Source organism: Streptomyces lichenis (genome assembly GCF_023218175.1).
Lineage (GTDB): Bacteria > Actinomycetota > Actinomycetes > Streptomycetales > Streptomycetaceae > Streptomyces > Streptomyces lichenis.
On sequence record NZ_JALPTH010000033.1, the window covers coordinates 1 to 20,697 of the forward strand.

Annotated in this window: 21 protein-coding genes; 12 read left to right on the forward strand and 9 right to left on the reverse strand. The window is 70.7% G+C overall.

Translation table 11 applies throughout. The annotated features are described in order from the left end of the window. Positions 1 to 96 precede the first annotated feature (96 nt). The 3 genes from M1O15_RS26765 to M1O15_RS26775 all read left to right on the forward strand — a co-directional run bounded on the left by M1O15_RS26765 (position 97) and on the right by M1O15_RS26775 (position 2,434). Positions 97 to 1,200: a hypothetical protein gene (locus M1O15_RS26765; RefSeq protein WP_248636837.1), complete on the forward strand. Its 1,104-nt coding sequence runs from the start codon at positions 97 to 99 to the stop codon at positions 1,198 to 1,200. Between the two features lie 91 nt (positions 1,201 to 1,291). Next, positions 1,292 to 1,957 carry a peptide-methionine (S)-S-oxide reductase MsrA gene (gene msrA / locus M1O15_RS26770; RefSeq protein WP_248636838.1) on the forward strand — a complete coding sequence of 222 codons (666 nt, stop codon included), beginning with the start codon at positions 1,292 to 1,294 and terminating at the stop codon, positions 1,955 to 1,957. A 42-nt stretch (positions 1,958 to 1,999) separates the two neighbouring features. Further along, complete coding sequence (locus M1O15_RS26775; protein WP_248636757.1) at positions 2,000 to 2,434, forward strand: VOC family protein; 435 nt, start codon at positions 2,000 to 2,002, stop codon at positions 2,432 to 2,434. An 844-nt stretch (positions 2,435 to 3,278) separates the two neighbouring features. Here M1O15_RS26775 and tgmC read toward each other — a convergent pair. The 3 genes from tgmC to M1O15_RS26795 are packed head-to-tail and all read right to left on the reverse strand — an operon-like array spanning position 3,279 to position 5,681. Further along, complete coding sequence (tgmC, locus tag M1O15_RS26785) at positions 3,279 to 4,472, reverse strand: ATP-grasp peptide maturase system methyltransferase (protein WP_248636758.1); 1,194 nt, start codon at positions 4,470 to 4,472, stop codon at positions 3,279 to 3,281. Beyond that, complete coding sequence (gene tgmB, locus M1O15_RS26790) at positions 4,469 to 5,443, reverse strand: ATP-grasp ribosomal peptide maturase (protein WP_248636759.1); 975 nt, start codon at positions 5,441 to 5,443, stop codon at positions 4,469 to 4,471. Before tgmB ends, tgmC begins: the two co-directional genes overlap by 4 nt. 4 nt (positions 5,444 to 5,447) lie before the next feature. Beyond that, on the reverse strand, positions 5,448 to 5,681 hold the full coding sequence (locus M1O15_RS26795; protein ID WP_248636761.1) for a putative ATP-grasp-modified RiPP: 234 nt from the start codon (positions 5,679 to 5,681) through the stop codon (positions 5,448 to 5,450). A 217-nt stretch (positions 5,682 to 5,898) separates the two neighbouring features. Between M1O15_RS26795 and M1O15_RS26800 the strand changes: the two genes are divergently transcribed. Together M1O15_RS26800 and M1O15_RS26805 are read left to right on the forward strand one after the other, a co-directional pair. Then, entirely contained in the window at positions 5,899 to 7,239 is a 1,341-nt protein-coding gene (locus tag M1O15_RS26800) for an NsdA family TPR-like regulatory protein (protein ID WP_248636762.1), read from the forward strand. Between the two features lie 13 nt (positions 7,240 to 7,252). Further along, positions 7,253 to 7,546, forward strand: coding sequence for a DUF6087 family protein (locus tag M1O15_RS26805; protein ID WP_248636763.1), 294 nt, complete (start codon positions 7,253 to 7,255; stop codon positions 7,544 to 7,546). 353 nt (positions 7,547 to 7,899) lie between these two features. On the opposite strand, the gene M1O15_RS26810 is transcribed toward M1O15_RS26805, so the two are convergent. Beyond that, complete coding sequence (locus M1O15_RS26810; protein WP_248636764.1) at positions 7,900 to 8,391, reverse strand: hypothetical protein; 492 nt, start codon at positions 8,389 to 8,391, stop codon at positions 7,900 to 7,902. Positions 8,392 to 9,260: 869 nt separating this feature from the next. Between M1O15_RS26810 and M1O15_RS26815 the strand changes: the two genes are divergently transcribed. The 3 genes from M1O15_RS26815 to M1O15_RS26825 all read left to right on the forward strand — a co-directional run bounded on the left by M1O15_RS26815 (position 9,261) and on the right by M1O15_RS26825 (position 11,944). Beyond that, on the forward strand, positions 9,261 to 10,601 hold the full coding sequence (locus M1O15_RS26815) for a tetratricopeptide repeat protein (RefSeq protein ID WP_248636765.1): 1,341 nt from the start codon (positions 9,261 to 9,263) through the stop codon (positions 10,599 to 10,601). Between the two features lie 168 nt (positions 10,602 to 10,769). Continuing rightward, the gene (locus tag M1O15_RS26820; protein ID WP_248636766.1) at positions 10,770 to 10,976 is read left to right on the forward strand and encodes a DUF397 domain-containing protein; all 207 of its coding nucleotides are present in this window, start codon (positions 10,770 to 10,772) and stop codon (positions 10,974 to 10,976) included. A gap of 134 nt (positions 10,977 to 11,110) precedes the next feature. Further along, positions 11,111 to 11,944 (forward strand): NAD-dependent epimerase/dehydratase family protein, encoded by an 834-nt coding sequence (locus tag M1O15_RS26825; RefSeq protein ID WP_248636767.1) that lies wholly within the window; start codon positions 11,111 to 11,113, stop codon positions 11,942 to 11,944. Positions 11,945 to 11,964: 20 nt separating this feature from the next. Here M1O15_RS26825 and M1O15_RS26830 read toward each other — a convergent pair whose 3' ends face one another. After that, positions 11,965 to 12,336, reverse strand: a complete 372-nt coding sequence (locus tag M1O15_RS26830) for an AQJ64_40280 family protein (RefSeq protein ID WP_248636768.1) — start codon at positions 12,334 to 12,336, stop codon at positions 11,965 to 11,967. Between the two features lie 151 nt (positions 12,337 to 12,487). On the opposite strand from M1O15_RS26830, the gene M1O15_RS26835 reads away from it, so the two are divergent. Together M1O15_RS26835 and abc-f are read left to right on the forward strand one after the other, a co-directional pair. Next, positions 12,488 to 13,099: a dihydrofolate reductase family protein gene (locus M1O15_RS26835; protein WP_248636769.1), complete on the forward strand. Its 612-nt coding sequence runs from the start codon at positions 12,488 to 12,490 to the stop codon at positions 13,097 to 13,099. A 160-nt stretch (positions 13,100 to 13,259) separates the two neighbouring features. Beyond that, positions 13,260 to 14,891 (forward strand): ribosomal protection-like ABC-F family protein, encoded by a 1,632-nt coding sequence (gene abc-f / locus M1O15_RS26840; protein ID WP_248636839.1) that lies wholly within the window; start codon positions 13,260 to 13,262, stop codon positions 14,889 to 14,891. Positions 14,892 to 14,901: 10 nt separating this feature from the next. Here abc-f and M1O15_RS26845 read toward each other — a convergent pair whose 3' ends face one another. After that, complete coding sequence (locus M1O15_RS26845) at positions 14,902 to 15,267, reverse strand: DUF1330 domain-containing protein (RefSeq protein WP_248636770.1); 366 nt, start codon at positions 15,265 to 15,267, stop codon at positions 14,902 to 14,904. A gap of 123 nt (positions 15,268 to 15,390) precedes the next feature. Next, entirely contained in the window at positions 15,391 to 16,434 is a 1,044-nt protein-coding gene (locus M1O15_RS26850; RefSeq protein ID WP_248636771.1) for an NAD(P)-dependent alcohol dehydrogenase, read from the reverse strand. A 127-nt stretch (positions 16,435 to 16,561) separates the two neighbouring features. Here M1O15_RS26850 and M1O15_RS26855 point away from each other — a divergent pair, with 127 nt between their 5' ends. Both M1O15_RS26855 and M1O15_RS26860 read left to right on the forward strand, forming a co-directional pair. Continuing rightward, positions 16,562 to 17,428, forward strand: coding sequence for a helix-turn-helix domain-containing protein (locus M1O15_RS26855; protein ID WP_248636772.1), 867 nt, complete (start codon positions 16,562 to 16,564; stop codon positions 17,426 to 17,428). 174 nt (positions 17,429 to 17,602) lie between these two features. Then, the gene (locus tag M1O15_RS26860; protein ID WP_248636773.1) at positions 17,603 to 18,508 is read left to right on the forward strand and encodes a ribosome-inactivating family protein; all 906 of its coding nucleotides are present in this window, start codon (positions 17,603 to 17,605) and stop codon (positions 18,506 to 18,508) included. A gap of 91 nt (positions 18,509 to 18,599) precedes the next feature. Here the strand turns inward: M1O15_RS26860 and M1O15_RS26865 are convergent, their stop codons facing one another. Next, complete coding sequence (locus M1O15_RS26865; protein ID WP_248636774.1) at positions 18,600 to 19,877, reverse strand: L,D-transpeptidase; 1,278 nt, start codon at positions 19,875 to 19,877, stop codon at positions 18,600 to 18,602. Between the two features lie 354 nt (positions 19,878 to 20,231). After that, positions 20,232 to 20,624: a hypothetical protein gene (locus M1O15_RS26870; RefSeq protein WP_248636775.1), complete on the reverse strand. Its 393-nt coding sequence runs from the start codon at positions 20,622 to 20,624 to the stop codon at positions 20,232 to 20,234. Positions 20,625 to 20,697 lie beyond the last annotated feature (73 nt).

The following is a 20,697-nucleotide window of genomic DNA, read 5'->3' on the forward strand; positions in this document are numbered from 1 at the left end:
GGGCAGCACGGTGACCCCTCCATCCCCCTCCCCCCATCCATCCGCCCCCCAGGCCCCGTCCCCGCTCTCATCCCCATCCGGGACAATGAATGCATGGTGGACTTTCTCTGGTTCCTTTTCGCGCTGGGCCTGCTGGGCGTCATCCTGGCGACCTGGCTGAGGCGCCGCCGCGGCGGTATCCGGCTGGCCGAGCCGGGTTCCCCGGACGCGGCCGACCCGAGCGCCTACGGCTTCGTGCGCCAGGAGGAGCTGGACATCCGTATGCCGGGCCCGGACCAGGACCTGCTGGACGTCCTCGACCTGGTGCAGCGCACCCAGGACTGGCGGGCGGCGGCCCAGCTGCTCGCGGGCACCCCCAAGGAAGGGGAGGTGCGCTGGCAGCGGGTGCAGGCCTTCGCGGGCGCGGCCTCGCTGGAGCTCCAGCAGCGGCCGGGCGAGGGCGGCTCCTGGCTGCGGGCCTGGCGGGCGGAGCAGCCGAAGGACGCCGGTGGGGCCGCGGTGCACGCGGAGTTCCTGGTGCAGCAGGCCTGGCGGTCGTCCTCGGTCGGCAGTGACGACTTCCGGATCATCCTGGAGGAGGCCCGCGAGGTCTGCGGCCAGGCCGGGCTGCTGGCCCCCGGCGATCCCGTCCCCTACATCACCGAGCTGGCCGTGGCCCGCGGCCTCGCCTATACCCCCGAGCAGTTCGACCAGCTCTGGGCCAAGATCATCGACCGGGCGCCGCAGCACATGGGCGCCCATCTGGCGGCGCTGCACTACTGGTGCGAGAAGTGGCACGGCTCCCGGCAGGACGCCGACCGCTTCGCCACGGCCGCCGCCGCCCGCGCGCCCCAGGGCTCCCTCCTCGCCGCGCTCCCCCTCTTCGCCGTCTTCGAGCACCTGCCCGACGTGGTCATGGTGCAGGACTTCTTCAACACCGAGACCGTCTCCAAGGCGATGGGCGGCGCGATGTACGCGGTGCACTCGGCCCGCCCGGACGACCCGATGTCGGCGCACGTCCGCCACCTTCTCGTCCACTTCCTGGTACGCGCCGAGCGCTGGTCGGAGGCGATGCACCAGCTGGTCCACGTGGACGGCCACATCGGCGCCCTGCCCTGGACGCTGAGCAGCGACCCGGCCGCCGAGTACGCCGTCTACCGTGCCCTCGCCGTCGCCGGCTACGAGGCCAACGGCGGCAGCCCCGCCACCCTCTCCCACTGATCCCGTCCACCAGAACGCCCCGGCCGGAGGAATTCCCCTCCCCGCCGGGGCGTTCCCCTTCATGCCGCCACCCGTGCGAAGGAGAGACCCGATCATGCTGTTCGGCCGCACCCCCGTGCTCCCCACCCCTGACCAGGCCCTGCGCGGCCGCCCCGAGCCGGCGTTCGCCGTCCCCTCCCAGCACACCGTCCTCGGCAACCCGCTCCTGGGCCCCTACCCCTCCGGCCTCCAGGTGGCCGACTTCGCGCTGGGCTGCTTCTGGGGCGCCGAGCGCAAGTTCTGGGAGACCGAGGGCGTGTGGACCACGCTGGTCGGCTACCAGGGCGGCTACACCGAGCACCCCACCTACGAGGAGGTCTGCTCGGGCCAGACCGGCCACACCGAGGTGGTCCGCGTGGTCTTCGACCCGGCCCTCGTCCCGTACACCGCCCTCCTCAAGCTCTTCTGGGAGTCGCACGACCCCACCCAGGGCTTCCGCCAGGGCAACGACGTGGGTACCCAGTACCGCTCGGCGATCTACACCCACTCCCCCGATCAGGCCGCCGAGGCCGCCGCCTCCCGCGACGCCTACCAGCAGGTGCTGAACGGCTCCGGCTACGGCGAGATCACCACCGAGATCCTCCCCGCCTCCGACCGCGCCTTCTACCCGGCGGAGGGCTACCACCAGCAGTACCTGGACAAGAACCCCGGCGGCTACTGCGGCATCGGCGGCACCGGCGTCTCCTGCCCCATCGGCGTGGTCCGCGCCGACGGCTGAAACCCGCTGGGCCCGCGCCGGCGCCCTTGTTAAGGTGCGCCGATGCCGACGCTCCGAAAGATCCAGGTCACCTTCGACTGCGCCGAACCCGAGCGCCTCGCCCGCTTCTGGTGCGAGGTGCTCGGCTACGCCGTACCGGCACCGCCGGAGCCCTTCCCCACCTGGGACGCCTACCGCCAGGCCCAGCCCCCCGCGGAACGGGACTCCTGGTTCGCCTGCACCGACCCCACCGGCGAGGGCCCGCGCCTCTTCTTCCAGCGCGTCCCCGAAGGCAAGTCCGCCAAGAACCGCGTCCACCTCGACGTCCGCGCCGGCACCGGCCTGGTCGGCGACGAACGCCTGGCCACCCTCGAAGCCGAACGCGACCGCCTGATCGCCCTCGGCGCGACGTGCGTCCTCGTCCAGACCGCCGACGAGGAGAACGAGTCCTGCATCACCATGCAGGACATCGAGGGCAACGAATTCTGCCTCGACTGAGGGGCCGACTTCGTCGTCCAGGCGGACGGGACCGCCGGGTGTCAGATGGGCAGGTCCCAGCCTGCCCCGTGCTCGGTTCCGAGCCATACCCGCTGACCCGCAGCCGAGACAGTGATGCCAAACCCCTCCTGCTGGGGCCCTCGTCCTGCCAGCACTGCACCGCCCGCTCGACCCGGTCCCACGGCGGAACGGGCCCACGCTGTACGACGGTCCACCCACCATCAAAGCCAGGCGCCGTCCGGGCCTGCGAACCGGTGGAGACGTCCCACAGCATCTGTTGCGCTCCCGCCCCCATGCGCTCGGCCGAGGGTGCCCCGAGCTGCGCGACCCAACCACCGGTCCAGTCGTCGAGCTTCGCGGGATCGACCCGGCTCGGGCGCTTCTCCCCGGGCAGCCGTGCCAGCGTCGGGCGGGGCGGCCGGGCGATCATGAAACTGCCGGTCAGCCGCTTGATGACCGTGGTCGTCCGCTCCATCGGGCCCGCGGCTGGATGCCGGTGCCCTTGACGGCCCTCGAACTCGGCGTCGAACCGCTCGCGCCCCACCTGGGCCACCAGCTTGTGAAGGTACGCGATCCGCTTGTCGGAGGCCGGCTCCGTCTTCGCATTCTCCACCCGCTCGCGCCACGGCCCGTAGACACACTCGTTCTCCGCCTTCCGCGCGGCCTCGGCGGCCTCGCCGCAGCAGACAACCCGCACGGTCTCGTACCAGATCTGCGTCCCCGGCGTGCCGGCGACCACCTCCCGCAGCCCCCACCCGAACGGCTGGCCCCGAACACAATCTGAGCCGAGCGGGATCCGTCACACTCCCCGCCCGGGCTCCGGAGTCCTCCCGGTCGGCCCGGATCAGGGCCTTGGCAGCGGTAGGCCGGGCAGGTGCGGGTGCCGCAGGTGCTGCCCGCCGTCGTAGACGTGCAGCGTGAATGTCTCCGGGCCGGGCTGGTCCGCCTCGTCGTACGCGGACAGCACGCGCTCGATCCGATCCCACAGCCGCACGGGGCCGTCCTCGCGCACCTCCCACCGGTCGCCGGTGGGGGTGAGGGTGGCGGCGGAGCCGGTCACGACGTCGACCAAGTGGACGACCTCACCGACCGTGGTCATCTGCGCGTCCGGCACCGCACACTGGGCGAGGAACCGCAGGTGGAACGCCTCCTCCGTCGCGGCCGTGATCCGCCGCGGGGAGTGCCGGGCCGTCCGGCCCGTCTCCGGCAGCCCGGCGGCCCAGTGGGCGGGGTTGCCGAACGCCGGGGCCGCGTGCGTACGCGCGGACATGAACGACACCGTGCCGCCCAGCAACTGCCCCTCGGCGGCGTGGTCGCCGTTCACGGTGAGCAGGACGCGGGCGTAGCCGTAGAGCCAGCCCGACAGGGTGAGCAGGATCTTCCCGCCGGGCCGGGCTTGCGCCAGCAGCGCGGGCGGGACGGCCCGGAAGGAGCAGGCGGCCACGATCCGGTCGAAGGATGCCTCGGGCCAGTAGCCGTGCAGCCCGTCCGCCACCGCGAGGGTCGGTGTGTACCCGCACCCGTACAGCGCGCTCGCCGCCTGCTGAAGCCGGTGCGGATCGACCTCGATCGAGGTCACGTCCGACGAGCCGAGGCGTTCGCAGGCCAGCGCGGTGGAGTAGCCGGTGCCGGTGCCGATCTCCAGCACCGTGTGGCCTTCCTGCACATCCGCGTCGGCCCACATCCGTACGACGAGCGAGGGCAGGGTGGACGACGAGGTGGGCGCCCCGCCGTGCCGCACCTGCGGGTTCTTCCAATCGGGTTCGTCGCCGTCGAACTGCGTGATCAGCGTCGTGTCGGAGTACGCGGCGGCCACCCAGCGGTCATAGTCGAGCTCGGCGGTGACCGGCTCCCACACCGTCAGGCCCTGCCCGTCGCGCTCGTCGGTGGGCAGGTAGAAGCCCGGCACGAACCGGTGCCGCGGCACCGTCGCCACCGCCTGCGTCCATTCCTCGCCCAGGCCGTCCTCGGTGAGGGAGCGGGCCAGATGGGCCCGCAGGCCGGCCGCGTCGGTCTCCAGGTCGCCGCTCGTGCTCACGGCGTACCTCCGTTCTGCAGAAGGTTGGCGAAAGCCTCGGTGATGGCGGCTGCGTCGGGCAGCCAGCCCCACTGGCCGTTGGGGTTGCACTCGATGAACACCCAGCTCTCCACCGCGTCGCCGTCGCCGGTCAGGGCGAAGTCGAAGCAGCCGAAGACCAGGCCGAAAGCGCTCAGATAGCGGTGCAGCGCGGCTTCGATGGCGGCCGGGACGGCGATGGGCGCGTGGAGCAAGGCGTCCCAGTGGCCGCGGCGCCAGTCCAGCGCCCCCTCGGGCGCGGCGATCTGCTGGGCGAATACCTTTTTCCCAACTACCGTGACGCGCACGTCGCCGGTCTTGGCAATCTCCGCCTGGAACAGGTGCGCGGTCACCGCGAGGGAGTCGTCGAAAGTGCCGGGGTCCACGCGCTGAGCCCAGATCGCGCCGGTGTGCCCGTCGTCGCCCGAGGGCAGGCCGCGGAACGTTTTGTAGATCACGGGCCCGTGATCGGTGGCGAACTTCCGCGCCTGCTCCATGTCGTTGGTGATTAGCGTCGGCGGCACGGCCAGCCCGAGCTGGGCCGCCTGCTGGAGCTGGGCGGGCTTGAAGTCAGCGGCCGTCACCGCGCCGGGGTGGTTGACGTAGAACGCGCCGCGCAGGTGGTTCAAGACGCCGCCGAGCCCGTGCCGCGCCTCTGCGGCGGCAAAGTCGCGCTGCTGGGCGGGCAGGTGCCCGAACCGGGCGGCGTAAGGGGTGGGGCGGCGGTAGTACACCGCCGCCACCTCCCCCAGCCCCACCTCCCGGCTGCCGGTGACCAACCGCCCGCTCCAGACCGGCGCCCCGGCGCTGATGCGGGCGTCGAAGATCAGGCCGTGGCCGATATCGACCGGGTCGACCCGGACCACGGGCACCCCGCGCTCGTTCAGCACGGCGATCACGTAGTCCGCGGTGACGTCTTCCAGCGCGGTGATGACCAGGACGGTGGAGGCCATTGGATCAGTCCGACTGGTAGTCGGTGGTGTGGTCGTCCTGCGTCTGCGGCTGGGGCTTCTGCCCGTCGCCGCCGCCGGACATCGACGCCGTGCCGGTGATCTTGCTCGTGCCGTGCTTGCCCATCTCCACCACCTGACCGGCGGCGTCGGTGTAGCGGGCGGTCTGCGTGGCCGCGTCGAGTGTCACCGCGGCGTACGACGGCGGGCCGACCGGCAGCCGGTCAGTGACCAGCCTCATCGCCCACGGAGCCTGGGGTGCAAGCGTCACCATGCGTTCGTCCTTCCCCTTACCTCAAGCCGATAGCCGGACGGCTACCGCAGATGCAGAATCCACCCCCGGTCGTAGCTTTGACCAGTACCGTAGGTGCCGCGAACCGTGGCGAAACCGCCACACTCCGTGACGCCGAGTCGGGGAGAGTGAGGCACCGGTGCCGAGCAGATCGAGCAATGCGCACTTGGCACTGTGGATCGCGGCCACCGGCCTGTCCCACGGCGAGATCGCCCGCCGCATCGCTGCGGGAGCGATCCGCCAAGGTCACCGGCAGATAGCCCCGGACGCCACCCGTATCCGCCGCTGGATCGACGGCGAACGCCCCCGCCAGCCAGTCCCGGCCCTGCTCGCCACGGTGATCTCCGACGCGGTCGGCCAGCCCCTCACACCGGGTGATCTCGGATTAACGGCCGCCGGGCCCACACTGGATAGCATCCAGCTCCCGCTGCTGACCGAGGCAGCTGCCCAGACCCTGGCCGGATGGACCCAGATGGACCTCTTCCTCGACCGCCGCGACACCCTCAAACTCGCCCTCGGCACCCCGCTCATCCTTGCCGCCGAACGGATGCTGGGCTGCACGGCCCACCGGCTGAACCGCGCGACCAAGGGCTTCGATGCCGACACCACCGCCGCGCTGGAGGACGTGACCACCTTCTTCACCAAGGCCGACGCCTCCAAGGGCGGCGGCCTGTACCGCTCCGCGATCGTCGCCCAGCTCGCCGAAGTCGCCCGCCGCATCCAGAACGGCGTCCCCGCCTCGCTGAAGGCCCGGGTGTTCGCGGCGACCGCGGACCTCGCCGCTCTGGCCGGGTGGGTCAGCCACGACTGCGGGCGGTACGCCACCGCCCAGCGGTACTGGTCGTACGGCATCTACGCCGCATCGGAGGCGGGGCAGGCAGACCGCGGGGTGGAGGTCGTCACTCGCATGTCCCACCAGATGATCTACCTCGGTCATCCCCAGGACGCCCTCGGTCTCCTCGGCGTCGCCGCGAAGAAGGCGACCATGCCCGCGACGAAGGCGCTGGTCGCCTCCCAGACTGGGAGGGTCCACGCGGCCCTCGGTGACGAGCAGCGTGCCGAGCGGCACCTCGGCGCCGCTGATGAACTGGTCGCCAGTGGTCTGCACGCCGTCCCCGCCTGGGTGGACTACTTCGACGCCGCCGAGCACGCCGGTGCCCGCGCGGTCTCCGCCCGCGACCTCGCCGCAGTCCACGGCGAGCGCCGACCCGCCAGCATGTACTTCACCGACGCCCTGCGGCTGCGCAGGCCCGGCTTCGACCGGGTGAAGGTCATGGACCGGATCGGCCTGGCCGCCGCCCTCCTCGCCGAGGGCGAGCCCGAGCGCGGCGCCGCCGCCGCCCACCAAGCGTTGGACGACGCCGCCCGCCTCGACTCCACCCTCGTGGCCTCCCGGCTCAACACCCTGCTGGACGCCGCACGCCCGTACCGCACGGCCGACGTGGACGAGGTCCGCACCCGCGCGGCGGATCTCGCTGCGACCCGACCGACCACCGTCGCCGCCTGAGACCATCGGAGCCATGGGCAAGCACTCCCGACCCGGACCGCCGAACCAGCCGTCCCGCGCGATCCCCCGCATCGACGGCAACGACCCGCTCGCGGCGTACCGCAGGCGCCGCCGCCCGCCGCTGGACATCCGCCGCCGTCACCGCCCGCTGCACGGTGGTGGTGGACACATCCGGCCCGATGAGCCACGGGCCTTGGAGGAGTGGAACGGGTTTTCCTACGAGCCCGCGGGCATCGCCGCGAACCTCGCGGACGCCGTGCGGTGGGTGATCGAACAGACGTCCGGCGAGGAGTCGGCAGCGCCATGAACAACGGCTTCACCACCCTGAAGCCTGTGGCCCTGAGCCTGTTCGTCGCCAAGGCCCACGGCCTGGCCGTCGCCGAATAGGCCTGCGATCAGGGCATCACCGCCACCCTGCTCAAGCGGACCTGGGAGGTCCATCGGCAGCTCGACGCCTTCCCCATGGAACCGCATCGCCCCGCCCTTCCGGCTCGGGTCAGGCGAGGAACGTGGATCGGGCCCGCTCTCACGAGCGCCGCGGAGGCGAGCACGTGTCCCCGTCACAACGCGTCCGCCGTCGAGAGGAGAGGTCAAGCACCCGGCCCCGGAACAAAGAACAAGTGCTTGGCGCTAACCGCTGTACCAGCGTTCCGACCGCTGTTACCCGGCGGCCGCGGCACAGTCCGCCGCGACGCCTTCGCTAGCGGTGCCGAGCTGTTCCGTGATGGCCTCTTCGTGGTCCGTGCCCTGAGCAACGGCCAGAGCGATCGGGCCTGTACCTGCGGCATAGTGGTCGATGAAGATCCGGTACTGCGGAGTGATCTCGACCATGTTGGCGTCCATGAACGCCTGAAGCAGCTTCTTGCCATCCTGATCGAGCGGCGCCTTGCCCTCCCGCCACTTGAGCGCCAGAGCGGCAAGCACGTCGCGTGTGCAGGCCTGCGCCGGCGAATTTTCGACCGCAGCCGCCGACGGGCCTCCCGTATTGGCCGCGCTGCTGGACTGGCCGTTGGAGCATCCAGCCACGAGCAGCACCGTACCCATCGTGAATACCAGTGCTCTTCGCACGTTCTCCCACCTCAGCGGCCCCAGACGGGGCATCGGGCACATCATGCCGCACGCCACGATTTTCCATCGGACGAACTCCGGCATCGACGACGCTGCCATCCTCAAGTGCTGGTCTGTACTGCGCCTCCGTTTCTTGGTGGTGCTGGCAGTGGGGGCCCGCGGCCCGCTCCGGGCACGGGGGCTGGGGGGTGTGCCCGGAGTGAACATCTGGCGTTCTCCTGGTGGTTGGCTCCTTCTACGTCCGCCGAGGCGGGAGTGGGCGGGAACGCGGCAGTTCGCCATCGAGGGGTTGTGCCTCGCGGCGGCGCGGGACGACCCGTTCGTCAGTCTCCTCCGGTGCCTCCCGCCGGATGAGGCGCTTCCCGTGGTCCGGGTGCCGGGCCAGCAGGACTCGGCAGTCGACGGCCCGGGAGTAGTCGCCCACCCTCTCGGCCGCCCTCTCGGAGCCACGCAGGTACTCGCACTCCTCGCACTCGCTCACAGCAACCTCCCCAGCAGCCCGTGCCGCCTGCGGCTGGCGAGGTCCGCGGCGATCCGGGCACGGAGGTCCGTCAGCGCGGGACTGTCGGCCCCGAGCAGTGCCCGCTGCTCACTGGGCGGGCGCCTGAGCGGGCAGTACGGTTCGGGGCACCCGCAGGGGTCGAGGTCGGGGGCCGACGGCTGGCGGGGCCGGTCGACGGACACCGCGTCCCCTTCCGGCCCGCCCTCCCCTGCTCTATCCGAAGGCGGCGCACCATGGCGGGGGTGGGTGCTGATGATCCGCTTGAACTCTCCGTGTAACTCGCTCGATGCCCTGGTCCCGTGGTTGAGCTGGTCGTCCATGTCAGCACCCTTCGCTCCGCTGTGATCCCCGCCCTCGCACTAGGCAACCGCTCCGCTACGCACAGCGGTACCGTTGGAGGAAGGGCAGGGCTTAAGAGCTTTAAGCGTCCAAAGCACGGGAGTTGAGGCCAGTGACGGCACGACAGCCGAACGCCGGACTTGAACGGCTGTATCGCGAGAGCGGTTGGACGCTGCGACAGTTCGCTCAAGAGGTCAACCGCTTGGGCACAGAGCGTGGGACCCCTCTGCGGTACCGAGAGCCCTCGGTGCACCAGTGGTTGAGCGGACACCTGCCAAAGGAGTCCGTCCGGCCGCTGGTTCTTGAGGTGCTCGCCCGGCGACTGCTCCGGCCTATCACGCACAACGAGGCGGGATTCCCGGCATTCCCGGAAGAGTCCGGCAGCCATCCGGCTACCGTGGAAGGGCTGGCCGACCTCGGGAGGCAGGACATGGACCCCTCACGCCGTAGCGTCCTGAATGCGGGACTGTTCTCCGTGGCTCTTACCGTTCCCGGGTGGCCGGACGTCGTGGGGCGAATGGAAGCGATTCAGACCGGAAAGACTCAGCGCATAGGAATGGCCGATGTGAATATGGTCATCGCAATGACGGAGCGCGTATCCGACCTGGATGATCAATTCGGAGGCCGGCACGCCCGACCGATGGCCGCCGCGTTCCTCGTCAACACGGTCACTCCTTACCTTCGAGCCGACGCCACAGATGAAGTCCGCAAGGCGATGATGTCAGCGGCTTCCGATCTCTGCTACCTCACCGGATACATGGCCGTCGATGAGGGGGTTCACGGTCTGGCGCAGCAGTATTACCTGAAGGCACTGGAATTGGCAGGGGCTTCGGAGGACCACCTCACCTACTGCACCACGCTGCGGGGGATGAGCGTACAGGCGGTTGACCTGCGACACGGAAAGACGGCTATGCGTCTGGCTGACGCAGCAGCTTCCGCATCACCCCAGGCCGGTCCTCGAATGCGCGCCTTCTTGGCGGGACAGCAGGCGCACGCCTCCGCACAGCTCGGCGATCGCACAATGGCACTGATGTACCTCCGGGAGGCCGAAGTGGCGATGGAAAGGGCCGAGTCTCAAACCAAGACTTTCGGTTCCTACAACCCGTCTTCACTCACCTATCACGCGGGACAGGTTCGCTACGAACTGGGCGACATCCACGGATCGATCAAGGAATTGGAGGAATCCGACAGGCTGCGGCATGGCTCCTTCAAGAGGAACCGGATCCGCTATCTCTCGATGCTTGCCGAACGTCAGCTGGAGATCGGCCACCTTGAGAGCGCATGCGCCACGTGGGTCAAAGTTTTGGACATCTATCCCGACGTCCAATCAGGACAATGCGACAAGGCCGTGTCAACGATGCAAGCTCGAATTCGACCCTACCTCAAGAATCAAGCTGCCCGGAACCTCTATCAGCGTGCGCGCTCTGTCACCGCGCCATCAGTAGTGGTTTGATCAGAAGGCAGGAAAGTTCCTGCGCCCATTGCTCGGCGACCCAATCGCCGGCTGACGGCGCGCGCGGTCTCGCGGTTGCGGCACGTCGAGCACAGCGGACGTGGCCGATGGAACGCGTGAGGACGAGTCGCTGGCCTTGATGGGCACGATCATGGAGGAGCACGCGAGATGAGCAGCGCACCCGGCCCCGTGGAGTGGGTCAAGAGCACATACAGCGGCGGAGATGGTGGCCAGTGCGTCGAGTGGGCCCCGGAATACGCCCGCGCGACGGGCACGGTCCTGGTTCGGGACAGCAAGAACCCGGACGGGCCGCGACTGGCGCTGAGCCCGGAGGGCTTCGCGGGGCTGGTGGCCTTCGCCAAGGCCCGCGGCTGACCTCGCCGGCCGTCCGCCGCCCGCTGAGCCCCGCTGCTCCGGTAAAGCCGGAGCAGCGGGGCTCAGGTGTCGCGGCCAGCGCCCAGCAGGCTGCCCTATCCTTCCGCCGTGGCGGACCGATGAGCGGCTCGCGGATGCTGGAGCTCGAACAGGGGAGGCACGCAGTGGCATTGGGGACCATAGCCATCACCGGGGCGGCGGGGAACATCGGCTCGGTCGTGCGCAGGGCATTGCGCGGCGAGGTGAGCCGTCTGATCCTGCTCGACCGCGTTCCCCTGGAGGCCGAGGCCGCGAACGAGGTGATCCACACCGTGGACCTCCGTGACGCGGCCGCCGTCGAGAACGCGCTCGCGGGCGCGGATGCCGTGCTCCATCTGGGCGGCGTGCCGGACGAGGCGCCGCTCGGGGATCTTCTGGACGCCAATGTGCTGGGTACCCACCACGTCCTGGAGGCCGCCCGCCGCGCGGCGATCCCCCGGGTGGTACTGGCCAGCAGCAACCGGGTGGCCGGGTTCTACCCCACGGCCCATCGCACCACCCCGCAGGAGCCGGTGCGCCCGGACGGTCTGTACGGGGTGAGCAAGGCGGCCCTCGAAGCCCTGGGAAGTCTGTACGCGGACAAGTTCGGGGTCTCGGTGATCTGCCTGCGGATCGGCAGCTTCGAGGAGGTGCCGAGCGAACCGCGCCATCTGGCGACCTGGCTCAGCCCGCGCGATGCCGTCGGCTTCTGCCGCGCCGCGCTGGCGGCCCCGCTCGCCACACGGTTCGCCACGGTGTACGCCGTCTCCGCCAACTCTCAACGCTTCTGGGAGCTTCCGGCGGAATCCGAACTGGCCTATACGCCCGTCGACAACGCCGAAGTCCACGCACCGGGCATCGCCGGCGCCGATCTCCCAGCCGATCCCGGAGCTCCGCAAGCCGGATCGTTCGCCTCGCCCGAGTTCACCCTGCGACACCTCCGGCCCTGAGGCACCGGCCCGGGCGGCGGTCAGGTGGCAGGCCGGACGCCCCACGCCCCCCGTAGCGCCTCCTCCACTCCATCCCCCAGCACCGCGTGCCCCGTCCCACCCGGCAGCGGCGGCAGGGCGGCCCAGTGGGTCACCGTCTCCTCGGTCCCCCCGCCGTAGGGCAGCCGGACGACGCCGTCGGAGTCGACGAAGCAGTCCAGGTGGCGGGTGCCGTCCTCGGCGATATGGCGGGTCGTGTAGACCATGGGGCGCACCAGCCAGAAGGACTCGCCGCTGCCGGAATCGTCGGGTGGCGGGTAGCGGCCCGTGATCGCGGCGGCTACCGGGGCGCCGTCGTCCGGGCGGCGGTCGCGGGCGTCCACCCAGGTCACCGTGGTGTTCAGGTCCGTCATCTCCACCCTCGATCCGGAATGTGGTCCAGCGGAAAGGACTGCCGGGCGCGCCGGGGAGGTTGCCCGCGCCCGACGGCGATGCGTGGCGATGAGTTTCGCGCGGGGCGGCAGTCTGTAGTGCCGTACAGCCGGAAGAGAAGGAGTGGTTCCCGTGCGCATCACGGTCAGTGAGTTCATCAGTCTTGACGGTGTCGTCCAGGCCCCGGGTGGGCCGGGGGAGGACGAGTCGGGTGGGTTCGCGCACGGGGGGTGGTCGGGGCCGTTCTTCGATCCGGAGGTGGTGGGCGGGGCGTTCGACGCGGCGTTGGCCTCGGCGGACGCGCTGCTGTTCGGGCGGCGGACCTGGCAGACGATGGCGGGGGCATGGCCGGAGCGGGCCGGGGACCCGTTCGCGGACCGGATGAACGCCATCCGGAAGTACGTGGTGTCGGAGACCCTGGGGGATGAGGGGCTGAGCTGGGAGAACACGGTCCGGCTGGGCGGGGGCAAGGCGGCGGACGCGGTGCGGGGACTGGCGGAGTCCGGGGAGGAGGACGGCAACCTGCTGGTGATGGGCAGCCCCACGCTGGTGCGGGAGTTGCTGAGCGCCGATCTGGTGGACGAGCTGCGGCTGATCCTGACGCCGGTGCTGCTGGGCGGCGGGAAGTCGATCTTCCCGGAGGACGGCGGGCAGCGGCGGTGGGAGCTGGTGTCCAGTACGGCGAGCCCGACCGGCACTCAGGTGTGCGTGTACCGGCGGGCGCAGGAGGCCGGGCGGGGCTGAGGCCGGGAAAAGGGTGTGCGGGGGCGGGTGGGGCGGGGTTAGCCTCGGCCGTATGGGTGCGTACTACTTCTTCTCCTGACGCGGGACAGGGCCTTGCCCTTTCCCGGTTCCGATCGTTCTCACGATTCGTCAGGAGAAGACCTTGCGCGTGCGCGCACAGATGATCACCCATGCCTCCACCGGCCCTGAGGCCGCCCAACTCGCCCTTCGGGACGTCTCCAAGGCGTACGGGACCCGGGCCGTGCTCGATCAGGTGGGGTTCACCGTCCGCCCGGGTGAGCGGGTCGGGGTCATCGGGGAGAACGGCTCGGGTAAGTCCACGCTGCTGCGGCTGATCGCCGGGGCGGAGGAGCCGGATGGCGGCGAGGTCCGCGTCCGCTTCCCGGGTGGGGTGGCGTATCTGGAGCAGACCCTCGACTTGGACGACACCGCCCGCGTACAGGACGCGGTGGAGGTGTCGCTGGCCGGACTCCGGGAGCTGGAGCGGAAGTTGCGGGCGGCGGAGGAGGCGCTGGCGGGCGCGGACGCGGCGGCGCTCGATGCGTACGGGGAGCTGCTGGCCGCGTTCGAGGAGCGTGGCGGCTACCAGGCGGACGCCCGGGTGGACGCCGCCCTGCACGGGCTCGGCGTCGGGACGATCGGCCGCGAGCGGCGGCTCGGGTCGTTGTCCGGGGGTGAGCGGTCGCGGGTGGCGCTGGCCTGTGCGCTGGCCTCGGGGGCGGAGCTGCTGCTGTTGGACGAGCCGACCAACCACCTGGACGCGGCGGCCACCGGGTGGCTGGAGGCGCGGCTGCGCGCCCATCGGGGCACCGTGCTCGCGGTGACCCATGACCGGGTGTTCCTGGAGTCGGTGGCCACGGCCATCCTGGAGGTGGACCGGGACAGCCGGTCGGTGCACCGGTACGGGGACGGGTTCGAGGGGTATCGGGCGGCGAAGGCGGCCGCGCGGCGCCGCTGGGTGCGGCGGCGGGAGGAGTACGTGGATGAGGTGGCCCGTACCCGGGAGCTGGTGGAGGCGGCCGCGCGGCGGCTGGCCACCACCGGGCGGGACCCGCGCCAGGGGTTCGGCAAGCACCGCAGGTCCAGCGAGGCCAAGCTGTCCGGCCGGGTGCGGGAGGCCCGGCAGCGGCTGGAGCGGTTGGAGCGGGAGCCGGTGCCGGCGCCGCCGGAGCCGCTGACGTTCACCCCGCGGCTGGAGGCGGCCGAGGAAGCGTCGGCGGTGGAGCTGGCGGGGGTGTTGGTCGAGGGGCGGCTGTGGCTGGACGGGCTGCGGGTGGGAAGCGGTGACCGGCTGCTGGTCACCGGGGAGAACGGCGCGGGGAAGTCGACGCTGCTGCGAGTGATCGCCGGGGAGCTGGCGCCTGATCGCGGGGTGGTGCGGCGGTCGGCCGGGGGCAGGGTCGGGTACTTGCCGCAGGAGACACCGGTGCGGCCGACCGGACGGCCGCTGCTGGCGGCGTACGCGGCGGGGAGGCCGGGGACGGCGGAGGAGTACGGGGACGAGCTGCTGGCGCTCGGGCTGTTCCGCGAGGAGGACCTGACCGTACCGGTGGCGGCCCTCTCGGTGGGGCAGCGGCGGCGGCTGGAGCTGGCCCGGTTGGTGTCCCGCCCGGCGGACCTGCTGGTGCTGGACGAGCCGACCAACCATGTGGCGCTGAGCCTGGTGGAGGAGCTGGAGGTGGCGCTGGCCGCGTACCGGGGCGCGGTCGTGGTGGTCTCGCACGACCGGCGCTTCCGGGACGCGTTCCGAGGCGCGGAGGTGGTGTTGCGGGGCGGGCGGCGGGTGAGTTGAAGGGGGCGGCTCAGGTGTCGGGGGCCGCCGACTGGGCCTCGCGGATGGCGGCGGCCGTCGCCGCCGCCTCGTACCCCGGCGGGACGCCGTCGACCAGCAGGCAGTCGCCGTCCAGGTGGTCGGTGCGCTGCGGCAGGAGCCGCTGATAGGCGGTGGAGTGGTACCAGTCGCGGGCCTGGTCGAAGGTAGGGAAACCGATGATGACGAGGGCCTGGTCGAAGGTGCCTTCCAGGACCTCGGTGCGGGGAGCGCCGTGGACGAGGAAGCGGCCCTGGTAGGGGTCCAGGGTGGACTGGATGCGCTCCATGTAGTCCAGCACCTCGTCGGGGAGGTCGGCGGCCGGGCGGCGGAGGTGGGCGATGGCGTACGCGGTCATGGCGGGGCCGTCCTCTCGGGGAGTGCCCCGGCTGTCCCCGGGGCGTGCCGCCATCGTGTCCGGGAGACGACGACGGCGTCGATGACCTCGGAGGTCATCGACGCCGTACGGCCCGCGAAGGGACTACAGGGTCGCGGTGTCGATGACGAAGCGGTAGCGGACGTCGCTGTCGAGGACCCGCTCGTAGGCCTCGTTGATCTGGTCGGCGCGGATCAGCTCGATCTCGGCGCCCAGGCCGTGCTCGGCGCAGAAGTCCAGCATCTCCTGGGTCTCGGGGATGCCGCCGATCGCCGAGCCGGCCAGCGTGCGGCGGCCGCCGATCAGGGAGAACAGGTTCAGCTTGACCTGGTCTTCCGGGGCGCCCACGTTGACCAGCGCGCCGTCCGTCTTGAGGAGGGAGAGGTAGGCGTCGAAGTCGAGGGGGGCGGAGACCGTGGAGACGATCAGGTCGAAGCTGCCGGCCAGCTGCTCGAAGGTGGCCGGGTCGCTGGTGGCGTGGTAGCGGTCGGCGCCCAGCCGCAGCCCGTCCTCCTGCTTGCGCAGGCTCTGGCTGAGCACGGTCACCTCGGCGCCCATGGCGTGGGCGATCTTGACGCCCATGTGGCCGAGGCCGCCGAGGCCGACGATGGCGACCTTCTTGCCGGGGCCGGTCTTCCAGTGCGCGAGCGGCGAGTAGAGGGTGATGCCGGCGCACAGCAGCGGGGCGGCGACGTCCAGGGAGAGGCCGTCGGGAATGCGGAGGGTGTAGGCCTCGTCCACCACGATGTGGCTGGAGTAGCCGCCGTAGGTGGGGTCGCCGGCCTTGTCGCGGCCGTTGTAAGTGGCGATCATGCCCTGCTCGCAGTACTGCTGCAGGCCCTGCTCGCAGTATGCGCACTCGCGGCAGGAGTCGACGAAGCAGCCGACGCCGACCCGGTCGCCGACGGCGTACCTGGTGACGGCGGAGCCGGTCTCGGTGACGACTCCGGCGATCTCGTGGCCCGGGACCATGGGGAAGATCCCCTCGCCCCAGCCGTCGCGCGCCTGGTGGATGTCGGAGTGGCAGATGCCGGCGTACTTGATCTCGATCAGCACGTCGTGCTCACCGACCGCCCGGCGCGGAACGGTGGTGCGCTCCAGGGGGGCCTTGGCTGCGGGGGCTGCGTAAGCGGTGACGTTGGTGGTCATGGCTCCACCCTGCCGCCGCGGAAGACTGCCACCCAGCCCTCCGTCGTACCTACGACCAGCGTGCGTACCACTGGCAGGATCAGGCTCGGCAGGGTGTGTGTTCCGGCCACCCAGGGATACTTGCGCTATGGACCAGCGCGCCGAACTCAGCGAATTCCTCCGCTCGCGGCGGGCCCGGCTGAAGCCCGAGGACGTGGGTCTGCCCGAGTTCGGGCGGCACCGCCGGGTGCCGGGGCTGCGCCGGGAGGAGCTGGCGCAGCTGGCCGGGGTCTCGGTGGCGTACTACACCCGCCTTGAGCAGGGCAACGGGCGGAACGTCTCGCTGGAGGTGCTGGACGCCATCGCCCGCGCCCTGCGGCTGACCGAGGCCGAGCGGAACCATCTGACCCATCTGGCGAAGCCGGCGGAGAAGAAGCGCAAGCGGGCGGCGGCGAACCGGCCGCAGACGGTGCGGGCCTCGGTGCGGCATCTGCTGGACGCGCTGGACGGCGTCCCGGCGTACGTCCTGGGGCGGCGGCTGGATGTGCTGGCCTGGAACCGGATGGCGGCGGCCCTGCTCGGGGACTTCGCCGCGCTGGAGCCGCAGGAGCGGAACATGGCCCGGCAGGTGTTCCTCTCCCCGCACGCGCGCGAGCTGTACGTGGACTGGGAGGCCAAGGCCACCGAGGTGGTCAGCTTCCTGCGGATGTACGCGGGCTGCTCGGCCGACGACCCCCAGCTGTCGGTGCTGGTGGGCGACCTGTCGGTGCGCAGCCCGGAGTTCCGCGCGATGTGGGCCAAGCACACGGTGGCCGAGAAGGGCCACGGGGTGAAGCGGCTGGCCCATCCGGTGGTGGGCGAACTGACCCTGGCGTACGAGACGCTGAAGGTGCCCGACGACCACGACCAGAGCCTGGTGACGTACACGGCCGAGCCGGACTCCCCCTCGGCGGACGCGCTGCGGCTGCTGGCGCACTGGGGCGTGGACGAACCGGCGGCCGGCAGCCGGCGCTAGGCCCGTATCCGCACGGGAACGGCGGCAGCTCCCACACCCGCGGCGCCTCGGGTGCGCGGGTGAACCAGCGTTGTGCGCTCGTGGTCCACCGCGGGCGGACGGCGGCTTCATAGCCTGCGATCCGGCGGGCCGATCGGGCCGAGCCGGTTCACCCTCGCAAGGAGTACCCCTCATATGAAGCTGCCGTATCCGCTGCGCCGGCTGGTCCGGGGCAGGCGCCTGACCGGCCTGGGCCTCGCGTTCGTCATGGCGCTGAGCATGGTGGGCCTGACGGCCCCCGTCTCGCACGCGGACCCCAAGCAGCCGCTGACCGTCATCGACTGGAACATCACCAGCCTGGAGGGCGGCGGTCAGGCCGCCCACGACGAGTACTGGCGGGTGATCGACCAGCTGCACCACCACACCGGTCACGACTTCCACCAGACGCAGCTGGACGAGACGACGGGTCTGTCCAACCGGCTGGTCCAGATCAGCCTGCGCCACGAGGGCACCTACGTCGGCGCGCTCTACTTCTGGGCCGACAACCTCTACCTGGCCGGCATCTACCAGCCGGGGCAGGGCGGCGGGCACTTCGCCTTCCGCGACCAGCGGCCCGCGGACTTCAACGCCGTGCTCGGCGTCCACTCCGAACCGCTGCCCTGGAACGGCAGTTACATCGCGCTGCCGGGCGGAAGCACCCGGCAGAACCTCCAGATCAACGGGCCCCGGCTGCACGGCGCCATGATGAACCTGGCCAGTGCCCGCAGGCTCATCACCCACGGGGCCGGCCAGGACCTGCTGGGCCAGTCCCTCGTCATGATGATCCAGGCGACCGCCGAGGCCGCCCGTTTCGGCCGCGTCTTCGACAACATCCGGGGCAACATCCGCACCGCCGGCAGCGGCGGCGTCCAGCTCGGCATCGAGAACGTGGACCTCCAGCAGAACTGGAGCCGCATCTCCCACTGGGTCTACCGCGTCATCCAGAACCCCGCCGCCGGTGAGCTCTCCTTCGGCTCCGGTGTCTTCCACCGGTCCTTCCGGTCCCTCCAGCAGCTCCTCGCATACGTCTTCTTCATGGAGCTGCACTCGGGCTCCCGCTGAGCCCCGCAAGACCGCTTGGCCCTGTGCGCGTACGCCGACGGCGGCCCCTCCTCGTACGGGAGGGGCCGCCGTCTCGTGTGTGCGGCGGGGCTCAGAGGGCCGAGCCGGCCTTCCACTGCGCCCAGTCCATGTTCCAGCCGTTGAGGCCGTTGTCGGGCTTGATGGTCTTGTCCGGGGAGTTCTTGACGACGACCACGTCGCCGGTGATCGAGTTGTCGAAGAACCAGGCACCGTCCTGCTTGGAGTCGCCGGCGCCCTTGGCGTCGTTCAGGCCCACGCAGCCGTGGCTGGTGTTGGCCGAGCCGAAGATGGAGTCGGCGCCCCAGTAGTTGCCGTGGATGAAGGTGCCCGAGGAGGACAGCCGCATGGCGTGCGGCACGTCCTTGATGTCGTACTCGCCCTTGCCGTCGTCGTCGGTGAAGCCAACCGTGGCGCCGTCCATCCGGGTCTCCTTGAACTTCTCGGAGATCACCATCTGGCCGTTGTAGGTCGGGTTGTCCTTGGATCCGGCGGAGATCGGGATGGTACGGACGGTCTTGCCGTCCTGGGTGACCTTCATGGTCTTGGTGGCGACGTCCACCGTGGAGACCTGGTTGCGGCCGACGGTGAAGGTGACCGTCTTCTGCTGGACGCCGTAGACGCCGTCGGCGCCCTCGACACCGTCCAGGTCGAGCTTGAGGGTGACCTTGGAGTTGGCCTTCCAGTACTGCTCGGGGCGGAAGTCCAGGCGCTGGGAGTTGAACCAGTGGCCGACGACCTCCTGGCCGCTGCTGGAGCTGACCTTGATGGCCGACTGGACGGCCTTCTGGTCGGTGATCGCCTTGTTGAAGTTGATCGAGACCGGCATGCCGACGCCGACCGTGGAGCCGTCCTCGGGGGTGAAGTTCCCGATGAAGCTGTTGGCCTTGGAGACGGTGGTGAAGGAGGAGTTCTCGTGGGCCTGGCGGCCGTCGGAGTCCTTGGCGGAGGCGGCGATCTTGTAGAGGGTGGCCCGCTCCAGCTGCTGGGTGGGCTGCCAGCTCTTGCCGTCGGCGGCCAGCTCGCCCTGGACGGTCTTGCCGTCCGGGCCGGTCAGCGTCACCTCGGTGAGGGTGCCCTCGCTCACGGTGACCTTGGCGTCGTCGTTGATACCGACGTCCTGCGCGCCGTTCTTCGGGGCTATGGCTATCTTGGCCTGGGAGGTCTCCTTGGCCGCGGCGTCGTCCACCTGCGACTGCGAGGACGACTTCCCGTCGCCCGAGCCGGACCCGGAATCGGCCTCACTGTCCCCGCCGCCGCAGGCCGAGAGCACCAGTACGCCGCCGAGCACCACGGACGCGGCCGCCAAGCCCCTGCGCCGCTTGCTGTCCGTCATCACACGCTTCTCCATCGTCGCCGAATCCCTGCCGCCGCCCCTGCCGGACGCGGTGGCCGCTTTCAGGTCACCCATCAACAGAACACCCATATCGACCCGCCCGGTTCCCTCACGGGCGGGATGTGGGAAATGCCACTGATCAACCTCGATCGATCAGCGGACCAATCCCGGTCGATCCGTGATCGGATGACGCCGGTCCTGTGTGACCGGTCACACCGTTCCGGTCATCGACCGCCGAGCACGTCATGATCGACGCGTCCGGGCCGCCGCCGGTTCCCGCCGTACGCCCGCCGTGATCCGCCGGATGCGCCGGCCCGGGTCCGGGCCCCGGCCTGCGGTCCGGACCACGATACGGAACCCCGGCCGCCGCTAGGGCCGCAGGCCGCGCTCCTCACCTTCGTCCTCATCCTCGTCCTCGTCCTCGTCGAGGTAGTCACCGTCCTCCTCCCCGTCTTCCCCGTCGAACTCCTCCCACGCGAAGGCCTCCGGGTCGTGCTCGGCCCGCTCGCTGCTCCAGGACGCCTGGGCGAGGTCCACCCCGGGCACCTCACCGATCAGATCGGTGGGCTCCACGAGGTAGGCGAGGGCTTCCGCTTCGTCCTCGCGTACCGCGGAACGGGCGTGCGTACGCTCCTCGTCCGGGAGGAACTCGTCACTCTCCACGCGCTCCAGCGCGGCTGCGGTGAGTTGGTCCGGATCGGTGACCTCCAGCAGGAGTTCCACCCGCAGCCGGACATACCGTGAGGTTTCAGAGGCGCTCATATGACGGAGCGTAAGGTGCCGGAGACCGCGACTTTCCCACGACCCGCTGTGTTGTCTAGCATCGGCGCAATCG

Bases quoted from the DNA above. Each gene is read 5' to 3' on its own strand.
- M1O15_RS26775 (WP_248636757.1), top strand. From the start codon at position 2,000: ATGCCGACGCTCCGAAAGATCCAGGTCACCTTCGACTGCGCCGAACCC.
- tgmB (WP_248636759.1), bottom strand. From the start codon at position 5,443: ATGGCCTCCACCGTCCTGGTCATCACCGCGCTGGAAGACGTCACCGCG.
- M1O15_RS26795 (WP_248636761.1), bottom strand. From the start codon at position 5,681: ATGAGGCTGGTCACTGACCGGCTGCCGGTCGGCCCGCCGTCGTACGCC.
- M1O15_RS26805 (WP_248636763.1), top strand. From the start codon at position 7,253: ATGGGCAAGCACTCCCGACCCGGACCGCCGAACCAGCCGTCCCGCGCG.
- M1O15_RS26810 (WP_248636764.1), bottom strand. From the start codon at position 8,391: ATGCCGGAGTTCGTCCGATGGAAAATCGTGGCGTGCGGCATGATGTGC.
- M1O15_RS26820 (WP_248636766.1), top strand. From the start codon at position 10,770: ATGAGCAGCGCACCCGGCCCCGTGGAGTGGGTCAAGAGCACATACAGC.
- M1O15_RS26825 (WP_248636767.1), top strand. From the start codon at position 11,111: ATGCTGGAGCTCGAACAGGGGAGGCACGCAGTGGCATTGGGGACCATA.
- M1O15_RS26830 (WP_248636768.1), bottom strand. From the start codon at position 12,336: ATGACGGACCTGAACACCACGGTGACCTGGGTGGACGCCCGCGACCGC.
- abc-f (WP_248636839.1), top strand. From the start codon at position 13,260: ATGATCACCCATGCCTCCACCGGCCCTGAGGCCGCCCAACTCGCCCTT.
- M1O15_RS26845 (WP_248636770.1), bottom strand. From the start codon at position 15,267: ATGACCGCGTACGCCATCGCCCACCTCCGCCGCCCGGCCGCCGACCTC.
- M1O15_RS26850 (WP_248636771.1), bottom strand. From the start codon at position 16,434: ATGACCACCAACGTCACCGCTTACGCAGCCCCCGCAGCCAAGGCCCCC.
- M1O15_RS26855 (WP_248636772.1), top strand. From the start codon at position 16,562: ATGGACCAGCGCGCCGAACTCAGCGAATTCCTCCGCTCGCGGCGGGCC.
- M1O15_RS26860 (WP_248636773.1), top strand. From the start codon at position 17,603: ATGAAGCTGCCGTATCCGCTGCGCCGGCTGGTCCGGGGCAGGCGCCTG.
- M1O15_RS26865 (WP_248636774.1), bottom strand. From the start codon at position 19,877: ATGGAGAAGCGTGTGATGACGGACAGCAAGCGGCGCAGGGGCTTGGCG.
- M1O15_RS26870 (WP_248636775.1), bottom strand. From the start codon at position 20,624: ATGAGCGCCTCTGAAACCTCACGGTATGTCCGGCTGCGGGTGGAACTC.